Origin of the sequence: Paenibacillus sp. LBL, assembly GCF_029893715.1 — a bacterium.
In the GTDB taxonomy this organism is placed as follows: Bacteria; Bacillota; Bacilli; order Paenibacillales; family Paenibacillaceae; genus Paenibacillus_AQ; species Paenibacillus_AQ glucanolyticus.
Genome location: NZ_JARXYU010000007.1, coordinates 139,700 through 158,690, shown reverse-complemented (window position 1 = coordinate 158,690; position 18,991 = coordinate 139,700). Strand labels below are relative to the sequence as shown.

Annotated in this window: 20 protein-coding genes and 1 other annotated feature; of the genes, 19 read left to right on the top strand and 1 reads right to left on the bottom strand. The window is 49.0% G+C overall.

Annotation, left to right across the window (positions count from 1 at the left end):
- The first annotated feature begins 62 nt into the window (after positions 1-62).
- The 14 genes from ftsA (at position 63) to M2277_RS17140 (ending at position 14,055) form a co-directional block, all read left to right on the top strand.
- Entirely contained in the window at positions 63-1,346 is a 1,284-nt protein-coding gene (gene ftsA / locus M2277_RS17205) for a cell division protein FtsA (protein WP_006209083.1), read from the top strand.
- A gap of 57 nt (positions 1,347-1,403) precedes the next feature.
- Entirely contained in the window at positions 1,404-2,534 is a 1,131-nt protein-coding gene (gene ftsZ / locus M2277_RS17200) for a cell division protein FtsZ (protein ID WP_148247854.1), read from the top strand.
- 410 nt (positions 2,535-2,944) lie between these two features.
- Positions 2,945-3,964 carry a sigma-E processing peptidase SpoIIGA gene (gene spoIIGA / locus M2277_RS17195; protein WP_280755270.1) on the top strand — a complete coding sequence of 340 codons (1,020 nt, stop codon included), beginning with the start codon at positions 2,945-2,947 and terminating at the stop codon, positions 3,962-3,964.
- 165 nt (positions 3,965-4,129) lie between these two features.
- Positions 4,130-4,852 carry an RNA polymerase sporulation sigma factor SigE gene (gene sigE, locus M2277_RS17190; protein ID WP_006209086.1) on the top strand — a complete coding sequence of 241 codons (723 nt, stop codon included), beginning with the start codon at positions 4,130-4,132 and terminating at the stop codon, positions 4,850-4,852.
- 77 nt (positions 4,853-4,929) lie between these two features.
- Positions 4,930-5,712, top strand: coding sequence for an RNA polymerase sporulation sigma factor SigG (sigG, locus tag M2277_RS17185; RefSeq protein ID WP_006209087.1), 783 nt, complete (start codon positions 4,930-4,932; stop codon positions 5,710-5,712).
- A 191-nt stretch (positions 5,713-5,903) separates the two neighbouring features.
- Entirely contained in the window at positions 5,904-6,212 is a 309-nt protein-coding gene (locus tag M2277_RS17180; protein ID WP_100086481.1) for a YlmC/YmxH family sporulation protein, read from the top strand.
- A 70-nt stretch (positions 6,213-6,282) separates the two neighbouring features.
- Positions 6,283-7,140 carry a peptidoglycan editing factor PgeF gene (gene pgeF, locus M2277_RS17175; protein ID WP_280755237.1) on the top strand — a complete coding sequence of 286 codons (858 nt, stop codon included), beginning with the start codon at positions 6,283-6,285 and terminating at the stop codon, positions 7,138-7,140.
- Between the two features lie 8 nt (positions 7,141-7,148).
- Positions 7,149-7,838 carry a YggS family pyridoxal phosphate-dependent enzyme gene (locus M2277_RS17170; protein WP_006209090.1) on the top strand — a complete coding sequence of 230 codons (690 nt, stop codon included), beginning with the start codon at positions 7,149-7,151 and terminating at the stop codon, positions 7,836-7,838.
- Positions 7,839-7,840: 2 nt separating this feature from the next.
- Complete coding sequence (locus M2277_RS17165) at positions 7,841-8,287, top strand: cell division protein SepF (protein WP_036637904.1); 447 nt, start codon at positions 7,841-7,843, stop codon at positions 8,285-8,287.
- Between the two features lie 8 nt (positions 8,288-8,295).
- Positions 8,296-8,565, top strand: coding sequence for a YggT family protein (locus M2277_RS17160; RefSeq protein WP_006209093.1), 270 nt, complete (start codon positions 8,296-8,298; stop codon positions 8,563-8,565).
- 13 nt (positions 8,566-8,578) lie between these two features.
- The gene (locus M2277_RS17155) at positions 8,579-9,361 is read left to right on the top strand and encodes a YlmH family RNA-binding protein (RefSeq protein ID WP_006209094.1); all 783 of its coding nucleotides are present in this window, start codon (positions 8,579-8,581) and stop codon (positions 9,359-9,361) included.
- Between the two features lie 170 nt (positions 9,362-9,531).
- Positions 9,532-10,026 (top strand): DivIVA domain-containing protein, encoded by a 495-nt coding sequence (locus M2277_RS17150; protein ID WP_036637907.1) that lies wholly within the window; start codon positions 9,532-9,534, stop codon positions 10,024-10,026.
- 65 nt (positions 10,027-10,091) lie between these two features.
- Positions 10,092-10,369, top strand: a binding site (T-box leader).
- A gap of 61 nt (positions 10,370-10,430) precedes the next feature.
- Positions 10,431-13,520 carry an isoleucine--tRNA ligase gene (gene ileS / locus M2277_RS17145; protein ID WP_280755236.1) on the top strand — a complete coding sequence of 1,030 codons (3,090 nt, stop codon included), beginning with the start codon at positions 10,431-10,433 and terminating at the stop codon, positions 13,518-13,520.
- Between the two features lie 187 nt (positions 13,521-13,707).
- Positions 13,708-14,055 (top strand): DUF5665 domain-containing protein, encoded by a 348-nt coding sequence (locus M2277_RS17140; protein WP_006209095.1) that lies wholly within the window; start codon positions 13,708-13,710, stop codon positions 14,053-14,055.
- A 79-nt stretch (positions 14,056-14,134) separates the two neighbouring features.
- On the opposite strand, the gene M2277_RS17135 is transcribed toward M2277_RS17140, so the two are convergent.
- Positions 14,135-14,875, bottom strand: coding sequence for a TraR/DksA C4-type zinc finger protein (locus tag M2277_RS17135; RefSeq protein WP_006209096.1), 741 nt, complete (start codon positions 14,873-14,875; stop codon positions 14,135-14,137).
- Between the two features lie 62 nt (positions 14,876-14,937).
- On the opposite strand from M2277_RS17135, the gene M2277_RS17130 reads away from it, so the two are divergent.
- The 5 genes from M2277_RS17130 (at position 14,938) to abc-f (ending at position 18,909) form a co-directional block, all read left to right on the top strand.
- A complete protein-coding gene (locus M2277_RS17130; RefSeq protein ID WP_006209097.1) occupies positions 14,938-15,081 on the top strand; it encodes a hypothetical protein in 144 nt (47 codons plus the stop codon).
- Positions 15,082-15,085: 4 nt separating this feature from the next.
- Positions 15,086-15,586 carry a signal peptidase II gene (gene lspA, locus M2277_RS17125; RefSeq protein ID WP_006209098.1) on the top strand — a complete coding sequence of 167 codons (501 nt, stop codon included), beginning with the start codon at positions 15,086-15,088 and terminating at the stop codon, positions 15,584-15,586.
- Positions 15,586-16,557, top strand: coding sequence for an RluA family pseudouridine synthase (locus M2277_RS17120; protein WP_063478977.1), 972 nt, complete (start codon positions 15,586-15,588; stop codon positions 16,555-16,557). Before lspA ends, M2277_RS17120 begins: the two co-directional genes overlap by 1 nt.
- A gap of 77 nt (positions 16,558-16,634) precedes the next feature.
- Positions 16,635-16,796 carry a hypothetical protein gene (locus M2277_RS17115; protein ID WP_006209100.1) on the top strand — a complete coding sequence of 54 codons (162 nt, stop codon included), beginning with the start codon at positions 16,635-16,637 and terminating at the stop codon, positions 16,794-16,796.
- A 142-nt stretch (positions 16,797-16,938) separates the two neighbouring features.
- The gene (gene abc-f / locus M2277_RS17110) at positions 16,939-18,909 is read left to right on the top strand and encodes a ribosomal protection-like ABC-F family protein (RefSeq protein WP_280755235.1); all 1,971 of its coding nucleotides are present in this window, start codon (positions 16,939-16,941) and stop codon (positions 18,907-18,909) included.
- The last annotated feature ends 82 nt before the right edge of the window (positions 18,910-18,991 follow it).

Below are 18,991 nucleotides of genomic sequence, written 5' to 3'. Positions count from 1 at the left end.
AATAAGTAGAAATGTATTCTTTATTATCAAATTAATTTGCTAAAAACAGGAGGTGCCAGGGCTTGAGCAACAATGACATCATTGTTAGTTTGGACATCGGTACATCCAAAGTTCGTGCTATTATTGGGGAAGTTAATAATGGAACCTTTAATATTATTGGAGTTGGATCTGCCGACTCGGAGGGAATTCGCAAGGGTGCAATTGTAGATATCGACCAGACCGTACAATCCATTCGCAGCGCTGTAGATCATGCGGAGCGTATGGTCGGTATTCAAATATCCGAAGTATATGTCGGCATTTCCGGAAATCATATCGGACTTCAATCCAGCCATGGAGTTGTGGCAGTATCGAACGAGGATCGAGAAATTGGCGAAGAGGACATCGACCGCGTGCTGAAGGCAGCGGAGGTCGTGGCGCTTCCACCTGATCGTGAAATTATCGATGTGGTTGCTAAACAGTTTGTAGTTGACGGTTTGGAAGGAATCTCAGATCCGCGAGGAATGATCGGCGTGAGGCTTGAGGTAGAAGCGACGATTATTACTGGCGCCAAAACGGCAATACATAATCTGTTACGATGCGTGGAGAAATCAGGCCTGAAAGTGAAGGATCTGGTGTTGATTCCGCTTGGTGCCGGACAACTCGCCTTGTCGAAGGATGAGAAAACGATGGGTTCGGTACTGGTGGACGTCGGAGCAGGCTCAACCACGCTGGCTGTGTTTGAGGGAGGCAGCATTGCCGCAACCTCGACGCTTCCGGTTGGTGGCGATTTTGTTACGAATGATGTTGCATATGGACTGCGAACTCTGACGGATCAAGCAGAGAAGGTGAAATTGAAGTATGGATGCGCACTGATTGAGAGTGCTGCGCCCGAAGTAACTTTTAAAGTGACGAGAATTGGAAGCAATGTGGACAAGGAGTTCACTCAAGAAGATCTGGCAGCTATCATAGAACCTCGTATTCAGGAAATTTTCCAATTGGTAAGCCAAGAAATTAAACGCTTGGGTTACAGTGAGCTTCCTGGTGGTTATATACTTACTGGGGGCACTATGTCCATGCCTGGTGTGCTGCAGGTGGCACAAAATGAGCTGGCGACTTCCGTACGGATTGCTGTTCCCGATTTTATCGGTGTTCGTGATCCGGGATACTGCAGCGGAGTCGGCATCCTCCATAATGCAATCCGGAATGTACGTGTACGCAATACAGGAGGAAGCAACAACAGCAGCGGAAACAGCAAGAAACCGGTGAATCGCGCGAAGCAGCAAAATCCTGTCGCAGCAACTCAGGAGACCAGCCAGAAGCCGGGATTTATTGAACGCCTGAAAAAGATGTTCAGCGAGTTTATATAGCGGATTCATTCGACAGTGGACGTGCCATCCACGCACATTGAGGGGGAGATGGATTAGATGTTGGAATTCGATTTTGAAATGGATAGCTTGGCTCAAATAAAAGTAATCGGAGTAGGTGGCGGCGGAAGCAACGCTGTTAACCGAATGATTGAGAATGGTGTGCAGGGTGTTGAATTTATAACGGTAAATACGGATGCTCAGGCACTTCATCTTGCTAAATCCGAACACAAATTGCAAATCGGGGATAAGTTGACTCGCGGCCTTGGTGCTGGTGCCAATCCTGATGTCGGCAAGAAGGCCGCCGAAGAATCCCGTGATTTGATTATGAACACCCTGAAGGGTGCGGATATGGTATTCGTTACAGCTGGTATGGGCGGCGGAACCGGAACAGGCGCAGCTCCTGTCATAGCTGAAATTGCTAAGGAGTGCGGGGCATTAACGGTTGGGGTTGTCACTCGTCCGTTTACGTTCGAAGGACGCAAGCGTGCTTCCCAAGCGGAGCTTGGCATTGAAGCATTGAAAGAGAAAGTGGACACACTCATCGTCATTCCGAATGATCGCTTGCTGGAGATCGTGGATAAGAAGACACCGATGCTGGAAGCGTTCCGAGAAGCTGATAACGTATTGCGTCAGGCCGTTCAGGGCATTTCTGATCTGATCCAAGTACCGGGTCTGATCAACCTTGACTTCGCCGACGTGAAGACCATCATGACAGAACGCGGATCTGCGCTGATGGGTATTGGACTGGCTACCGGTGAGAACCGTGCCTCTGAAGCTGCCCGCAAGGCAATTATGAGCCCGCTGCTTGAGACCTCTATTGAGGGAGCACGTGGTGTTATCATGAATATTACAGGAGGAGCCAATCTCTCCTTGTATGAAGTAAATGAAGCGGCCGAGATCGTAACCTCAGCTTCCGATCCGGAAGTGAACATGATCTTCGGTGCGATTATCGAGGAAAGCATGAAGGAAGAAATCAAGGTAACGGTGATCGCTACCGGCTTTGAGAGCAAACCTTCACCGATCCCTCCTGGACGTCGCCCTGCAATGCCTCAAGGGGAACAACAACAGCAGCAGCAGCAGGCAACGGACAAGAGCAATGTGAATCTGAAGCCGTTTGGCAATCAGAACGGCAATGATCAGCTCGATATTCCTACATTCCTTCGCAATCGTTCCCGTAATAATGATTAATTCGAATAAGCCTGTGCTTCGTCATCCTGATGAAGACAGGTTTATTTTTTTTATCTTTCTCCACAGCCTTGCCATACCACATCCCATCCCATCCATAAGAGAGTAAGAAGTAAATAGTGCTGATGCTGTCACACTTTCACGAATAAAGGTTCAGGTGCTCAAACGCTGCGTAACATATGGATATTCCCCTGGTTTTTTCCCAAGATCAAGATGGTTGACTGACGAGCGGAGAGTCCTCTTGGCTCCGGTTTCTAAAAACTGCCCTTCATCGACAAAAAAAGTCTGTAATCGGCCCACAGGTTTAGACAGACTTTGAATTCTATTCTTTTTATACTAGTAACATCTCCCATTGCCCAGAAAACAACAGAAGCATAACGGAAGTGGATTTTTCGACTAGGCAGGTGAACAACCTGGTTGTTTATATTGATCTCATATTTTTGGCAAACCTCGTCATTGACGGCATATTGCTGGCGTTAACCGCCTGGATGCGCAGGGTCAAACCAAGATGGTGGAGGCTAGTGTTATCTTCCGTGGTAGGCGCACTGTATGTTGTCATGATGTTTGTCCCGCAATTGTCGTTTTTGTACACCTTTCTCATTAAGTTTGGACTTTCATTGATTATGCTCTGGATTGCTTTTGGATTTGCAAGCTTGCAGAGTTACCTTCGTCATTTGGGAGCTTTTTATATGGTGAATTTTGCCGCAGCCGGAGGTATTATCGGATTTCATTATCTGGTGCAAAATTCGGGAGAATTGTTCAGTGGGATATGGTATACGACATCGGGAGGGCTATCCTTTGAATTGAAGGTGGGATTCTGGTTTGCATGCATTACCTTTTTTGTAGTTGTATTCGCATTTAAGGCGGTTCAGACCACGAAACGTAAAACCGAGAACCGTGAAACCCTGTTAGGTGATGTCTCCGTATGGATTGGCAGCACCAAAATTTCCTGTGTGGGTTTGCTCGATACAGGAAACCAATTAAGCGATCCCTTGACGCGCACGCCCGTTATGGTGATGGAAGCAGCGCTATGGGAAGCTTATCTGCCCCAGGGCTGGAGCAAACAGCTGATGGAGGGGGAACCGGACAAATTAATTATGGGGCTGGGGGCAGAGGAATTTGACTGGCAGGACCGTCTGCGGTTAGTTCCGTACCGTGGTGTCAACCGGGGGGCCGCATTCATGCTTGCCCTAAAGCCCGACATGGTACGGATTGAACTGGGAGGACTGGAATACGTATCATCCAAAGTGTTGATTGGTCTTGATGGCGGAACGCTGTCCGGCGACAGGGCATACCGGGCCATTATCCATCCGGCTTTGACGGAGGGAGAGGGCACGCCCAAGGGTCATGCAGGTATTGCTCAGGAGGAAGCTTTACAACAGAATACCGAATCTAGCCTTGTTGAATCTGGTGAGGCGAAGACTGCGGGATAACGATGATAAAGCTATTTTCATAGTCTTCGAATCGTGTAATCTATATGGAATGCTGATGTAATCTTTGAAACTCTTATGGAAAGTTATCATGCCAAGCGAGGAAAACCGTGACTACACTTACGAAGTTATGTTGTCCCTTCGGGAAAACGTTTAGGAGGATACGAGATGCCCGTTAAATGGAGATTAGCATTGCAGCTGCAGTATTACCGCGTACTTTTTTTACTAGGCCTGAAGAGTCAGGAAATCTACTACATCGGAGGAAGTGAGGCGCTTCCGCCTCCGCTTACGAAAGAAGAAGAGGAGTTCTTGCTCAAGAAGCTGCCTTCCGGCGATGCAGCCACCCGCGCTATGCTGATCGAACGTAACCTGCGTCTGGTTGTGTACATTGCCCGCAAATTCGAGAACACCGGCATTAACATCGAGGATTTGGTATCGATTGGTGCGATCGGACTGATTAAAGCGGTGAATACTTTTGACCCGGAGAAAAAAATCAAGCTGGCTACATATGCCTCGCGCTGTATTGAAAATGAAATACTGATGTACCTGCGGCGGAATAACAAAACGCGAAGCGAGGTTTCTTTTGATGAACCGCTGAACATCGATTGGGATGGCAACGAATTGCTCTTATCCGATGTGCTGGGCACCGAGAATGACACCATCTACCGTAACATCGAAGAGCAGGTGGACCGGAAACTCCTGCAAAAAGCGCTTGATAAATTAAGCGACAGGGAACGCATGATTATGGAGCTTCGTTTCGGGCTTCAGGACGGGGAAGAAAAGACGCAAAAAGACGTGGCAGACCTGCTTGGAATCTCACAATCCTACATTTCCCGATTGGAGAAGAGAATTATTAAACGACTCCGCAAAGAATTCAACAAGATGGTGTAACTGGAAAACCCAAGGAATAAAATAACCCCCCTCGGAGATAATGTACAGTAATGTTTCTCCTTGGGAGGTTAGTCATCATGACGCGAAACAAAGTTGAAATTTGTGGTGTGGATACGTCAAAACTGCCGGTTCTGACGAATGTGGAAATGAGGGAGCTGTTCCATAATCTGCAGCAGAACAATGAACGATCAGCTCGAGAAAAACTGGTGAATGGCAACCTGAGACTGGTCCTCAGCGTCATCCAGAGGTTTAATAATCGGGGGGAGTTTGTTGATGATCTGTTTCAGGTAGGGTGCATTGGATTGATGAAAGCCATCGACAATTTTGATTTGTCGCAAAATGTTAAATTTTCCACTTATGCCGTACCGATGATTATCGGAGAAATACGTCGTTACTTAAGGGACAATAACCCGATTCGCGTCTCGCGATCCCTGCGTGATATTGCTTACAAGGCACTTCAGGTCCGGGATCAGCTGACAAATGCGAACTCGCGCGAACCGACGATTTTTGAAATTTCCGAAGCGCTGAATGTGCCCAAGGAAGATGTTGTTTTTGCACTCGATGCTATTCAAGATCCCGTGTCCTTGTTTGAGCCGATTTATCATGATGGCGGAGATCCGATTTATGTGATGGATCAAATCAGTGATGATAAGAACAAAGATGTATCCTGGATTGAAGAAATTGCACTCCGGGAAGCGATGCACAAGCTCGGACAACGTGAAAAAATGATTTTATCCATGCGGTTTTATGAAGGCAAGACCCAGATGGAAGTTGCTGATGAAATCGGCATCTCCCAAGCTCAGGTGTCCCGTCTGGAGAAGTCAGCGATCAAGCAAATGCAGAAGCATGTCAAAACTTAGGAAGACCAGCCATCAAACGAAAAGACAACGATCCCATTCAAGGGGTCGTTTTTTTAATTTAAGTAAGTTATTTTACTCATGCGGCTCATATACTGAACAGAGGGGATTTATGTAAACGGCATGCCCGATCCTCAAATACATCTAAGGTGTGAATGCTCATGATACCTGAAAATCAAATGGTGGGGAAAAAGATGAAAATTTCCGATTTTCAAACGAAGGATGTTATTAATATCATTGATGGCAAGCGGCTGGGACAGATCAGTGATCTGGAACTCGACTTGCGGCAGGGTCGAATTGAAGCGATTGTTGTGCCAAGTTACGGAAAGTTTATGGGGCTGTTTGGCGGCGGGAGTGATCTGATCATCCCCTGGCGGAATATCGTGAAGATTGGTTCGGATGTAGTGCTTGTCAAGATGGAGGAGCTGCGAAGAATGCCGGAAGATCAGGAGCCGGTGGAATATCTGGATCGCCCGGATCGCCATGATCGGCGCAGCTTCTGACAAGCCGCCAATCGGTTGATGTGTCTCCAGCGTATGTTTTCTGTTACACTGGGATAGAGGTGAAATGTTCATGGAACCGTTTGTGAGTCAGGAGAAGCAGACACCGAGTCTGTTCGTGCTGGAAAAATGGGGAAGGGAAACGGAGGCTGCTGCGATTTCAGCCGGTTTCACAGGCCGGCAAGGAGGCGTTAGCCGGGTACCATATGTCAGTCTGAACTTGGCCTTTCATGTCGGAGATGAACCGGGTGACATTGTAGAGAACCGGAAATTAACCGCTGCGTCACTTGGGTTTTCACTGGAGGACTGGACCTGTGGTGAACAGGTGCATGGCGTTCAGATTGGTGTCGTTCACGAAGAGGACAGAGGCAGAGGAAGCTTGGATCGGACCTCGGCCTTTCAAAATACAGACGGACTTGTGACCCATGTCCCCGGCGTGCTGCTGACTTCCTTCTATGCGGATTGCGTGCCATTGTATTTTTGGGACCCCGTTTCGGGTGCTGTCGGTTTGGCCCATGCCGGCTGGAAGGGAACGGTAGGCCGTATTGCTGAAGAAATGGTCGCCAAGATGGCCCTGGAGTATGGCAGCATGCCGCAGAATATTCGTACAGCCATCGGTCCGTCGATAGGCGAGTGCTGCTATGAGGTGGATGATCGGGTCATGGATCGTGTCCGTGATATTGGATTCGGGGGGCTTACGCCAGAGGAAGCTGCAAAATCAGCCCTGTATATCGACAAGGGACGCGGAAAATACATGCTGAACTTGAAAGAAATAAACAGACACATTATGATTAAAGCAGGAATATTGGCGGAACATATCGAATGTACTTCATGGTGTACAAGCTGCAATCACGATCTGTTCTTCTCCTACCGCAAGGATGGAGGGACAACGGGTCGTATGGCAAGTTGGATCGGGATGAGAAAGAGGTGAGTCGTCCCTTGAGTTTGATGGAACGTATCGATCAGGTGGAACAGCGAATAACGGAGGCTTGCGCAAGAAGCGGCAGGGACCGGAATGAAGTGAATATGATTGCGGTCACTAAATATGTCTCCTTGGATAAAACAGCTTCGGTACTGGATCAGGGACTTCAGCATATCGGCGAGAACCGCTGGCAGGACGCCCAGGAGAAGTGGAACGCCCTTGGAGACCGGGGAACGTGGCATTTCATCGGGCACCTGCAGACCAACAAGGTCAGGGATGTCATTGATAAATTTCAATATATTCATTCACTTGACCGCTTGTCCTTAGCCCATGAGCTGGAGAAGAGGGCTGCAGCGCTGAACCTTCAGGTATCCGCCTTTATGCAAGTTAATATCTCGGGCGAGGAATCCAAGTACGGATTGGCTCCTGAGAAAGCAGCCGAGTTCTTGAAGGAAATCAACAGTCTTTCACACGTAAAGGTAACCGGACTCATGACCATGGCTCCATATGAGTCGTCAGCGGAGCAGACGCGTCCTGTATTTCGTGGTTTAAGACAACTAAGAGATGAGCTGAATGAGCAGGCGCTGACATTGGAGCCGTTGACTGAATTGTCCATGGGTATGTCCAATGACTTTGAAGTTGCCATAGAAGAAGGGGCGACCTGGGTGCGTCTCGGCTCAATTTTAGTAGGTAAAGAGGAGGATTGACGATGGGCGTGATGAACCGGTTTATGAATTTCTTGGGACTGCAAGAGGAAGAAGAAGTTGTGGAACGCGAGGTTCTTGCCTCGCAGGACGAGCCGGTGGAGGCAACCCCGTTTGATCATCGGAAAAATCAAAAAAATGCAAATATCGTCAGCATTCATTCACAGAAGAACGTTAAGGTTGTATTAGTGGAGCCGCGTTCATATGATGAAGCACAGGAGATTGCAGATCATCTGCGCTCATTCCGAACGGTTGTCGTTAATCTGCAGCGCGTACGCAATGATCAGGCGCTGCGCATTATCGATTTTCTCAGCGGAACGGTATATGCGCTTAGTGGCGGAATCTCCAAGGTAGGCGGGAATATCTTCCTATGCACACCGGATACCGTCGAAATTCAAGGTTCCATCTCCGAGATTTTAGCAGACGAGCATGAATATAACAGAATGAGGTGATCTAGGCTTTGAGCAGCGAAATTTATAGCATTGTTGGAACCCTGTTCCAAATTTATTTTTACATGATCCTGGTCTACGTTTTAATGTCTTGGCTCCCGAATGTGAGAGAAAGCTTTGTCGGGGAGCTGCTTGGCAAGTTAGTTGAGCCGTATTTGGCTCCATTCCGCCGGTTTATCCCGCCGATTATGGGTATGATCGATATTTCTCCGATTGTCGCGTTGTTCGTGCTGCAGCTGGCACAACGGGGCGTGTATGCTATCCTCGGATATCTACTGTAGCAGGTGAATAAGCATGAAACTGGACATCTATGATCATTTTCACAGGGACGAACGTGAATTTGTGGACCGGGCTTGGGAATGGGTTGTCAATGCCGGACAGTATCATGAAGCGAAGCTGACGGATTTCCTGGACCCTCGTCAGAGATTCATTCTGGAGTCGCTCGTGAATCGTCACCCCGATGTGCATGCCCTGTTTCAAGGTGGACATGCTGACGCGGAGCGCGTTCGGGCATTGATTGCACCGGATTATCGGGATCTTGAGGGCGAGGATTTGAAGATGAAAGTGCTCAGCATATCTTCCGGGGATCAGAAGTTTCTGGAGCTCGACCATGGCGACTACATGGGTTCGATTCTGGGTCTTGGCATCAAGAGATCCAAGATCGGTGATATTCATGTGCTTGAGGACGGCTGCCATACGGTGGTTGCCGAGGACATCAGTTCGTTCCTGCATCTGAATCTCAGTCAAGTTCACAGGGTGCACGTGATGACGGAACTGCTGCCGCTGGACAAGCTTCAGGTCACGCATACGAATTTCGATACGATGGATATTACCGCATCTTCCATGAGACTCGACGGGATCGCCAGTGACGCATACCGGATCAGCCGGACGAAAATCGTGGTACCGATCAAGGCGGGCCGATGCCGTGTGAACTGGAAAGTGGAAGAGGATCCTTCAACGAATTTAAAAGAAGGCGATGTTGTCTCCATCCAAGGCTTTGGAAGGTTTAAAGTACTGGAGACAGGCGGCCTGACGAAAAAAGGGCGGTACCGTATCAAGGTTGGGAAATATGCCTGACCTTTGAAGGAATTGCCGTTTTTTTGTCGAAACAATACAAGGTACATTAATAATTACAATGGATTTGCCGATAAATCAGAATGACCGCTATTGTCTTCATGGACGGGTGGTTTGGCTACTACAGCGGATGAACCGTCTTGTAAGGCCCATATATTTAGGAGGTGCACACCATGCCATTGACACCGCTTGATATACATAACAAGGAATTTGCCCGTCGAATTCGGGGTTATGATGAGGACGAGGTCAACGAGTTTTTGGACCAGATTATTAAAGATTACGAAAGTGTGATCCGGGAAAATAAGGAGCTGGGAAACCAGCTGTTGACGATGCAGGAAAGATTGGATCATTTTTCAAATATTGAGGAAACCTTATCCAAGACGATCATTGTCGCTCAAGAAGCGGCGGATGAGCTGAAGCACAATGCGAAGAAGGAAGCTCAGCTGATCGTGAAGGAATCCGAGAAGAACGCAGACCGTATTATCAATGATGCGCTGAGCAAATCCCGCAAAATTGCGCTTGAGGTTGAAGAGTTGAAGAAGCAGGCATCCATCTACCGTACCCGTTTCCGCTCCTTGGTTGAGGCGCAATTGGAGCTCTTGAAGCAAGAAGGCTGGGAGACGCTGGAGAGCCGTGAAGCAAGTCTTGAGCCTAAAGAGGTATACTAGGCGGGTATCCGGTTGACTTTTTCCCGGAAAGAGTCTATAACTAATAACATATTGTTGATTCATATTCGAATTCGTTGATGGGAATAGTACGCGAAGGATCTGTCCATCAGAGAGCCGGCGGTTGCTGAAAGTCCGGCGTTCAGACCAAGCAGAAGATCATCCCGGAGAAGTGAAGCTGAAGCGTTTAACCGCGTGTGTAAGCTAAACCGTCTGCCGAACGTTACATCGGACCTTGTCTTGTAGTGAAGACATGGACTTAAGGTGTCGTTATGGATAGTCTTCTAGCGGAAGTCTGTTCAGCGAAATTAGGGTGGTAACGCGAGAACAGGTTCTCGTCCCTTTGGGGATGAGGCCTTTTTTTATTTTCACAGAACATTACGAATCAGGGCGAAAGGACGATTGGCATGAACAGAGTAGACGTCAAAGAGAAGGCGCGGGCAAGAGAGCTGCGCATCTTGAACAAATGGAACGAGGAGAACACGTTCAAGAAATCGATCGAAAGCCGGGCCGGCAAGCCGAATTATGTATTCTATGAAGGGCCTCCAACCGCGAACGGTGCGCCGCATATCGGTCACGTGCTTGGCCGGGTCATTAAAGATTTTGTTGGCCGTTATCAGACGATGAAAGGTTACCATGTCGTTCGGAAAGCGGGCTGGGATACGCACGGACTGCCGGTTGAGCTTGGCGTGGAGAAGCAGCTTGGTATCTCCGGCAAGCAGGAAATCGAGAATTACGGCGTGGAAGCCTTTATCAAGAAATGTAAATCAAGTGTGTTTGAATACGAGCATAAATGGCGTGAGCTGACCGAAGCGATTGCTTATTGGACCGATCTGGATCATCCCTACATCACGCTGGAGAATGATTATATTGAGAGTGTATGGAACATCTTGGCGACAATCCATGACAAAGGTCTCCTGTACCGCGGTCATCGTGTAAGCCCGTATTGCCCGTGCTGTCAGACGACACTCAGTTCTCATGAAGTAGCCCAGGGCTACGAGGATGTTAAAGACCTGAGTGCAACTGCCAAATTCAAGCTGCACGATAGCGGAGAATACGTACTGGCATGGACCACCACGCCTTGGACACTTCCATCCCACGTGGCGTTAGCTGTAAATCCGGATATGGATTACGCGCGCGTAGAGCAGGAGGACGGCATCTACATCGTCGCTAAAAATCTGGTAGAGGATGTCATGAAGGGCGAGTTTACCGTTCTATCTACGTTGAAAGGTTCTGAGCTGGTTGGCAAAACCTATGATTCTCCATTTACCTTCGTACAAGCGGAGAAAAAAAATATAGTCGTTGGCGCCTCCTTTGTTACGGATGCAAGCGGTACGGGCATTGTGCATATGGCTCCTGCTCACGGTGAGGATGACTATCGGGTATGCCGCGAGAATGGCATCAGCTTTGTAAGTGTGGTCAATGGCCAAGGCCGATACACCGATGAAGTGACAGACTTTGCCGGACGTTTCGTCAAAGATTGCGATCTGGATATCGTGAAGTCGTTGTCTGAAAAAGGTCTTCTGTACAGCAAAGAGAAATATGAGCACAGCTACCCGTTCTGCTGGCGCTGTAAATCCCCGCTGCTCTATTATGCAATGGAGAGCTGGTTCATCGAGACGACAGCCGTTAAGGATCAATTGATTGCGAACAACAATGAGGTAACCTGGTATCCGGGCCACGTGCGTGATGGCCGCTTCGGCAAGTTCCTGGAAGATTTGGTTGATTGGAATATCAGCCGGAACCGCTATTGGGGAACGCCGCTGAACGTATGGGTCTGCGACACGTGCGAAGGACAATATGCCCCGCACAGCATTGCTGATCTTCGTGCCAACGCGGTTGGCGAGATTGCGGAGGATCTGGAACTTCACAAGCCTTACGTGGATGAAGTGAAAGTGAAATGCCCGCATTGCGAAGGTGGCGTGATGGAACGCACCTCTGAGGTGATCGACGTATGGTTTGACAGCGGATCGATGCCTTTTGCACAATATCATTATCCGTTCGAGGACAAGGAGAAATTCGAACAGCAGTATCCTGCCGATATGATCTGCGAAGGAATTGACCAGACACGTGGATGGTTCTACAGCCTGCTGGCCGTATCCACCTTGTTCACGGGTAAAGCTCCTTACAAAGCGGTCATGGCCACAGGTCATATCCTGGATGAGAATGGACAGAAGATGTCCAAATCCAAAGGGAATGTCATTGATCCTTGGGATATCATCGAAGAGTACGGTACGGATGCCTTCCGCTGGGCGCTGCTGGCTGACAGTGCGCCATGGAACAGCAAGCGGTTCTCCAAAGGGATCGTTGGCGAGGCGAAATCCAAAGTGGTGGATACGCTGGTAAACACTCATGCATTCCTGACGCTGTACGCCGGTATTGACGGCTATGATCCGAAGGAGCATGAATTCAAGGGATCGGACCATAAGCTGGACCGCTGGATTCTCTCCCGCCTGAACAGCTTGATTCAAGTAGTTGATAAAGGGCTGGCTGTGAATGATTTCCTGAATGCAGCCAAAGCCATCGAAGCCTATGTGGATGAGCTGAGCAACTGGTACATTCGTCGTTCGCGCGACCGATTCTGGGGCAGCGGGCTCAGCGAAGATAAGCTGGCTGCGTATGGAACGCTGACGCATGTGCTGCTCACCCTCTCGAAGCTTATGGCTCCATTTACGCCGATGCTGTCCGAAGATATCTTTGTCAACCTGGGCGGCGGCGAGAGCGTGCATCTGGCCGACTTCCCGCAAGCAGACCAAGCGCTGATCGACAAGGCGCTGGAGCAGGACATGGAGACGGCAAGACAGATTGTGGAGCTTGCGCGCAACGTCCGCAACGAGACCGGAATCAAGACGCGTCAGCCGCTGTCCGAGCTGATTGTGTCCATGAACCGTGAATTTGATCTTTCCGGATACGAAGACATTATCAAGGATGAGATCAACGTAAAAGCAATCGAGGTTGAGACCAGCGACAGCGGCTTCGTAGATTTCACGCTGAAGATGAATCTCAAGGTTGCCGGTAAGAAATATGGTAAGAATATCGGTTTCCTGCAAGGGTTCTTGAAGGGGATGAGCAGTGACGACACTCGCAAAGCGGTTCAAACGGGCGGTGTGAATGTCACTTCACCGGAAGGTGAGGAGCTGCAGATTACTGCTGACGAGCTTCTGGTGGAGAAGAAAGCGAAGGAGGGCTTTGCATCCGCTTCGGGTTATGGGTTAACCGTTGCGCTCAATACCGATATCACCCCAGAGCTGGAGCAGGAAGGCTGGGTTCGTGAAGTCGTGCGTGCCGTACAGGATACACGCAAGAAACTGGATCTGCCGATTGAGAAGCGGGTCAACCTGACTCTTGACACGGATGATGAGCTTAGAGGCGCTATTACCGCTTTTGAAGAGGTTCTGCGCGAGAATGTGCTCGTGAACGATCTGCAATTTGGACAAAGTGAAGGCATGGAGCGGGTTGAGCTTGGCGGCAAAACGATCGGTATCCATATCGCCTGAAAGATAGATTGGATTTAATACCAATGCCCCTATCATGGGGCGTTGGTTTTTTTCATATTCAAGTTGAAGCAGGGTTCTTCAGCGGTTAAGGTTCTATACGAATGATATTCTACCAATAGATACATAATAATCAGCGAATCGTGGTTTCGTATCCAGGCAGAGATTGCGGCTAAAGGGGCGTTGAAATATGGCGGAGAAGTCGGATGAAGCGGAGTTAACAGAAGAGAAGAAGGTGTTGGATGAAGATAAGGATCAACTGAGCGCGATACACCGAATGACCACGGACATTGCACAACAGCTGGAGAAGTCCCGGATTGCGGAATACACTCAGCTGTTGAACCGGCCCTGGAAGCTGATATGGACGAATCTGCTGGCTGGCACAGCCCGCGGCGTGGGGATTGCGATTGGTTTCACCTTTTTTGCAGCCACCATCATCTACGTTCTTCAGGCGCTGGGCGCACTGAATTTGCCGATTATCGGTGATTATATTGCAGACATTGTGCGTATTGTTCAGCGTCAGCTGGAGTTGACATAACAAGGAATGCTTTGCAAGTATGTACAAGGGGCCGGCAGCTGCCCTAATCGCAGTCATACCGCCCACCCGGAACTATTAGTTAGCTGAAGGATTCATCATCGGGGTCCCCGTTGGGATCAAGGAGGTAACTTCCTTCGCCCCGATTCAGGTAATCAACGTACTGGGGACTACGCACGATAAAGACCTCGGAACCATCGATATTGGTTGCAACGAAATTTTCATATACCTCAACAAAACCGCCATGATCATCGCCATTCTCGATATCCATCTCGTTATAACTGTCAATGTCGTTTCCTTCCGCCATTGCAGGTGTGTTGGAGGTGCCCCAGCTTTCGACGATCTGCCAAGCGTCCTCGCCATCAAAAGCGGAATACTCATGTTCATCCATGCTGGATTTACCAAAAGCGGGCGCCAGCACCTCTTCCTCAATCGGACGATTGTAGGACAGGTTTTCACGCGGAGTGTCTTTTACGCAATATTGCGTATCAGGCAGAGCTTCCAGCCGTTCATATGGAATGGGCTGGCCGCAGGTCAGACAAACACCATAGCGTCCGTGATGGATGGCTTCAAGTGAGAAAATGACACGTTGCAGTTCAAGATCTACCCTGTCCTGGAGGGCGAGGTCTTTTTCCCGCTCATAGAGCTCTGTAGCCAGATCACCGGGGTGATTATCGATATGTGATAACTCGCCGGTTGAATCTCTCTCGGACTCGCCGAGCCCATGCTGGTCGTTATAGATCATGCGCCGTTCAAGCTCAACTTTTTGATCCATCAGCTTCTGTTGCAGAATATCGAGTTGCTCCTGAGTTAAATGCGACATGTCAGGCTCCTTTCATGGTCCGAAGTTGACCTTCTGATTCATATGTATAGAGTGCACCTATCGTGTCGGTTTTACTGACGGAAAATGTTCTCGCCAATGGACAGGAATGGACGATTTCTGAGCCGCTGTGCTACAATAAGACGAGTTATGTACCGATCAGCGAAGGTGAACGTTTGGTTGGAGAAGACAAGAACGGAGTGACATAAACAAGTGGTATATTATTTGATTGCATTTGTTTTATTTCTTATTGATCAGGGCACCAAGTACTTGATTGCCACAAACCTGGAGCTATATGAGCAGATTCCGGTAATCGGTGATTTCTTCCTGATCACATCGAGCCGAAATCGGGGAGCCGCGTTTGGCATACTGCAGGATCAATTATGGTTCTTCATTGTTGTGACGCTTATCGTGGTGGCAGGTATCATCTGGTACTTGCAAAAGGTAGTGAAGGAAGGACGCAGATTACTGCCTACAGCACTTGCGCTTGTTCTTGGCGGGGCCTTGGGGAACTTCATCGATCGCCTGGTAATGGGAGAGGTTGTGGATTTCCTGCAGTTCAATTTCGGCAGCTACACATTCCCGATATTTAATATTGCTGATTCCTGTATTGTGATCGGTGTGGCGTTAATTATATTGGATACGCTTCTGGACGGAAGACGCGAGAAGATGAAGACAACAAGTGGAGTTTCGGGTACAGAAGGGAATGAATGATGTTGCAAGACGAAATGGATATGGATGCGGACTTTAACGATGGAACGGTACAGGGCCAGGAGCTTCATGAGTGGACCGTAGATGCTGATTCCTCCAAGACCCGTTTAGATAAATACATAACGGAGAGCCTAGGGGAAGAAGTTTCGCGCTCCCAGGTGCAGTTGTGGATTACAGATGGACATGTTAAGGTCAACGAGGAACCTGTAAAATCCAATTATAAGGTGAGTCAGGGTGATCATATTGTGCTGAGTGTACCTCAGCCATCGGTAGTTGAGATTATTCCGGAGGACATTCCGCTTGAAATTGCTTTTGAAGATCGGGACGTGATTGTGGTGAATAAACCGAGAGGGATGGTGGTTCACCCGGCACCGGGGCATTCCTCCGGAACGCTTGTGAATGCGCTGATGTTTCACTGCAAGGACTTGTCTGGCATTAACGGGGAGCTTCGGCCTGGCATCGTTCATCGAATTGACAAGGATACAACCGGTTTAATCATGGCAGCCAAGAACGATAAAGCTCATGCTTCTCTGGCCGCTCAATTGAAGGACCATAGCGTGAACCGTCGTTATCTGGCTCTTGTACATGGAAATATCAGTCATGATCAAGGAACGATTGATGCACCTATCGGCAGGGATGCGCAGGATCGTAAATTATATACGGTGACGGACCGAAACAGCAAGCATGCAGTTACTCATTTTACCGTGGTGGAACGGTTCGGAGACTATAGTCTTCTCGAGCTGAAGCTGGAGACAGGACGAACGCATCAAATCCGCGTGCATATGAAGTATATCGGCCATCCGCTTGTGGGTGATCCCGTATACGGCAAGAGCAAGGGAATCAAACTGAACGGGCAGGCGCTTCATGCAGCCGTTTTAGGTTTTGTCCATCCTTCAAGCGGACAGTACATGGAGTTTTCTGCACCGATGCCGAAGGATATGGAGGAATTGCTGGCGATCCTAAGGGGCCGCTAGCGGTTCCTTTTTTTTCTTGCGTTTGAATTGTCGGGTATGTTATAGTGACGATAACTTTAATGAAGGAGGTGAGCAGGATGAATATCGAGATGGTAAACAACCGTATTAGCCAGCTACCTGTATCTATGGCTGGCATTGTTCATGCATTTCTCTACAACGGGAGAGGTCTGTCCAATTTCAATTATACGGTTGTACCATCGCGAGAAGTCACCTGCCTGCCTGCACGGATTAAGCCCTAATTAAGGCTTACTATTCTTAAGGGTCCGCAGAGCTTGCTCTGTGGGCCCTTTTTGCATTTGCAGCGCCCGGTTCTTCTCCAGCTAACAGGCATTCGAACAGTACGGATGAAATTTGTTCGGAGCATACAGGAGGAAACCTAATATGAATATGATCAATGTACAAAAACTTACTCAATACCACGGCGCCAATCTGGTGCTGGACCAGATATCATTTGAAATCCAAGAAGGCGAGAAGGTTGCTCTCATCGGAAGCAACGGAAGCGGAAAGTCAACGCTGATGCGTCTTCTTGCTGGTCATGACAAGCCAACCGAAGGACAATTGGCGATAAAGAAGAATGCGAAAATCGGATATTTGGAGCAAATTCCGAGCTATATGGATGCCTGGACGGTGCTGGATGTGCTGTCACAGGGCTTGAGTCATCTGACGGACTACCGAACGGAGATGACAGAGCTTGAGAAGAAAATGAGTGATGTTGAGATCGCCGCGGATGCAGCGCAATTAGATCGTGTACTCCGCCGCTATTCAGCTCTTCAGGAGCGGTTTGAGATCGAGGGCGGTTATGAACTTGAGGCCAGCATCGATAGGATTGCTTCAGGGCTTCAAATCTCCAAGCGTGAGTACGGGCATACTTTCGGCTCGTTGTCTGGCGGAGAACAAACTCGGGTGATGCTGGCATCACAGCTGATCGTACAGCCGGAATTGCTGCTGCTTGATGAACCGACCAATCATCTGGATCTGGCACGTACCGAATGGCTGGAGGGTTTTCTGCGCGACTATCCGGGAACCTGCGTCATTATCTCCCATGACCGATATTTTCTCGATCGGGTGGTGTCCAAAACGATTGAGATCGAGGATGGGGAAGTTTTCACAGCCAATGGCGGTTACACCGCATTTATGAGAGATAAGGAGGAACGGTTGCTCCAACAGTTTGCGGAGTATCAAGAGCAGCAGAAAGTGATCAAAAAGATGAAGGAATCGATCAAGCAGCTGGAGGAATTCGGACGCATCGGCGGCAATGAGAAATTTTTCAAACGGGCGGCGTCCATGCGCAGGGCGCTGGAACGGATGGAACAGGTCAAGAGGCCTGTATTGGAACGGAGGCAAGCTGATTTTGATCTCAATCCGCAGGATCGTTCGGGCCGCCGTGTGGCATACTTTGAACAAGTTGAGGTTGCTTACGGAGATCAGAGGGTGCTGAGAGGGGCATCCGGCTTGCTAGAGTATGGTGAGAAGATTGTGCTCATGGGCTCGAACGGCAGCGGTAAAACAACGCTCTTCAAGGTGCTGATGGGAGAGCTGATGCCGGATTCCGGAACGCTGGAATGGGGTTCCAGGGTGGATGTGGGCTACTTGGCGCAACAAGAAGAGCCGGAGAATCCCAAGGAATCCGTGCTTCAATATTTCCGCGGGAAGGCCGGGGTTGAGGAAGGCGAAGCTCGCGGGATATTGGCAAGGTATCTGTTCTACGGAGCGGCTGTATTCAGAACGGTCGGGCAGCTGTCGGGCGGTGAATGGACACGATTAAGGTTAGCGCTGCTTATATACCAGAAGCCGAATCTGCTTCTTCTGGATGAACCAACCAACCATTTGGATATCGCCTCACGCGAAGCGCTGGAGGATGCATTGCGAGATTATGCGGGGACCGTACTTGCCATCTCTCATGACCGGTATTTTGTCAATCAGCTGTCTCATAAAGTATGGGATTTGGAACAAGGCAAGCTTATCGTTTACTTGGGAAATTATGATGATTTTCGAGCCAAGAAGGATCAGTTGGCTGCAGCGTCACTTGCAAGAGAGCTTCCAGGCGGAAGAGATGACATTGCCTTGCCGAAGATAGCGCAGCAGAAAGCGAAGGAGAAGACCAGCGCTCAACCTGCGCAACATTCAAACCGAATAAGAGAGAATCCATCTTCTGCCGAACGGAGCCATTGGCTGGAGGAGGAGATCGACCGTTTGGAGAGACTCATTCAACAGCTTGATGGATGGCTTGAGACAGAGGGTCCGATGGTTGACGGAACGGATGCAGCGCTTCTGGAACAGCGCTGGAATGAGCGTGAGTCGCTGGCTGCGAATCGTGACGAGCTCCTGGCGGAATGGCTGGAATTGTCTTAAGCTGGATTTTGCTGATGAGGCTTAAGTCTATGACATACGATCAAGCTGAAAAAGTACAAATCATTTGATATATAATGCATGG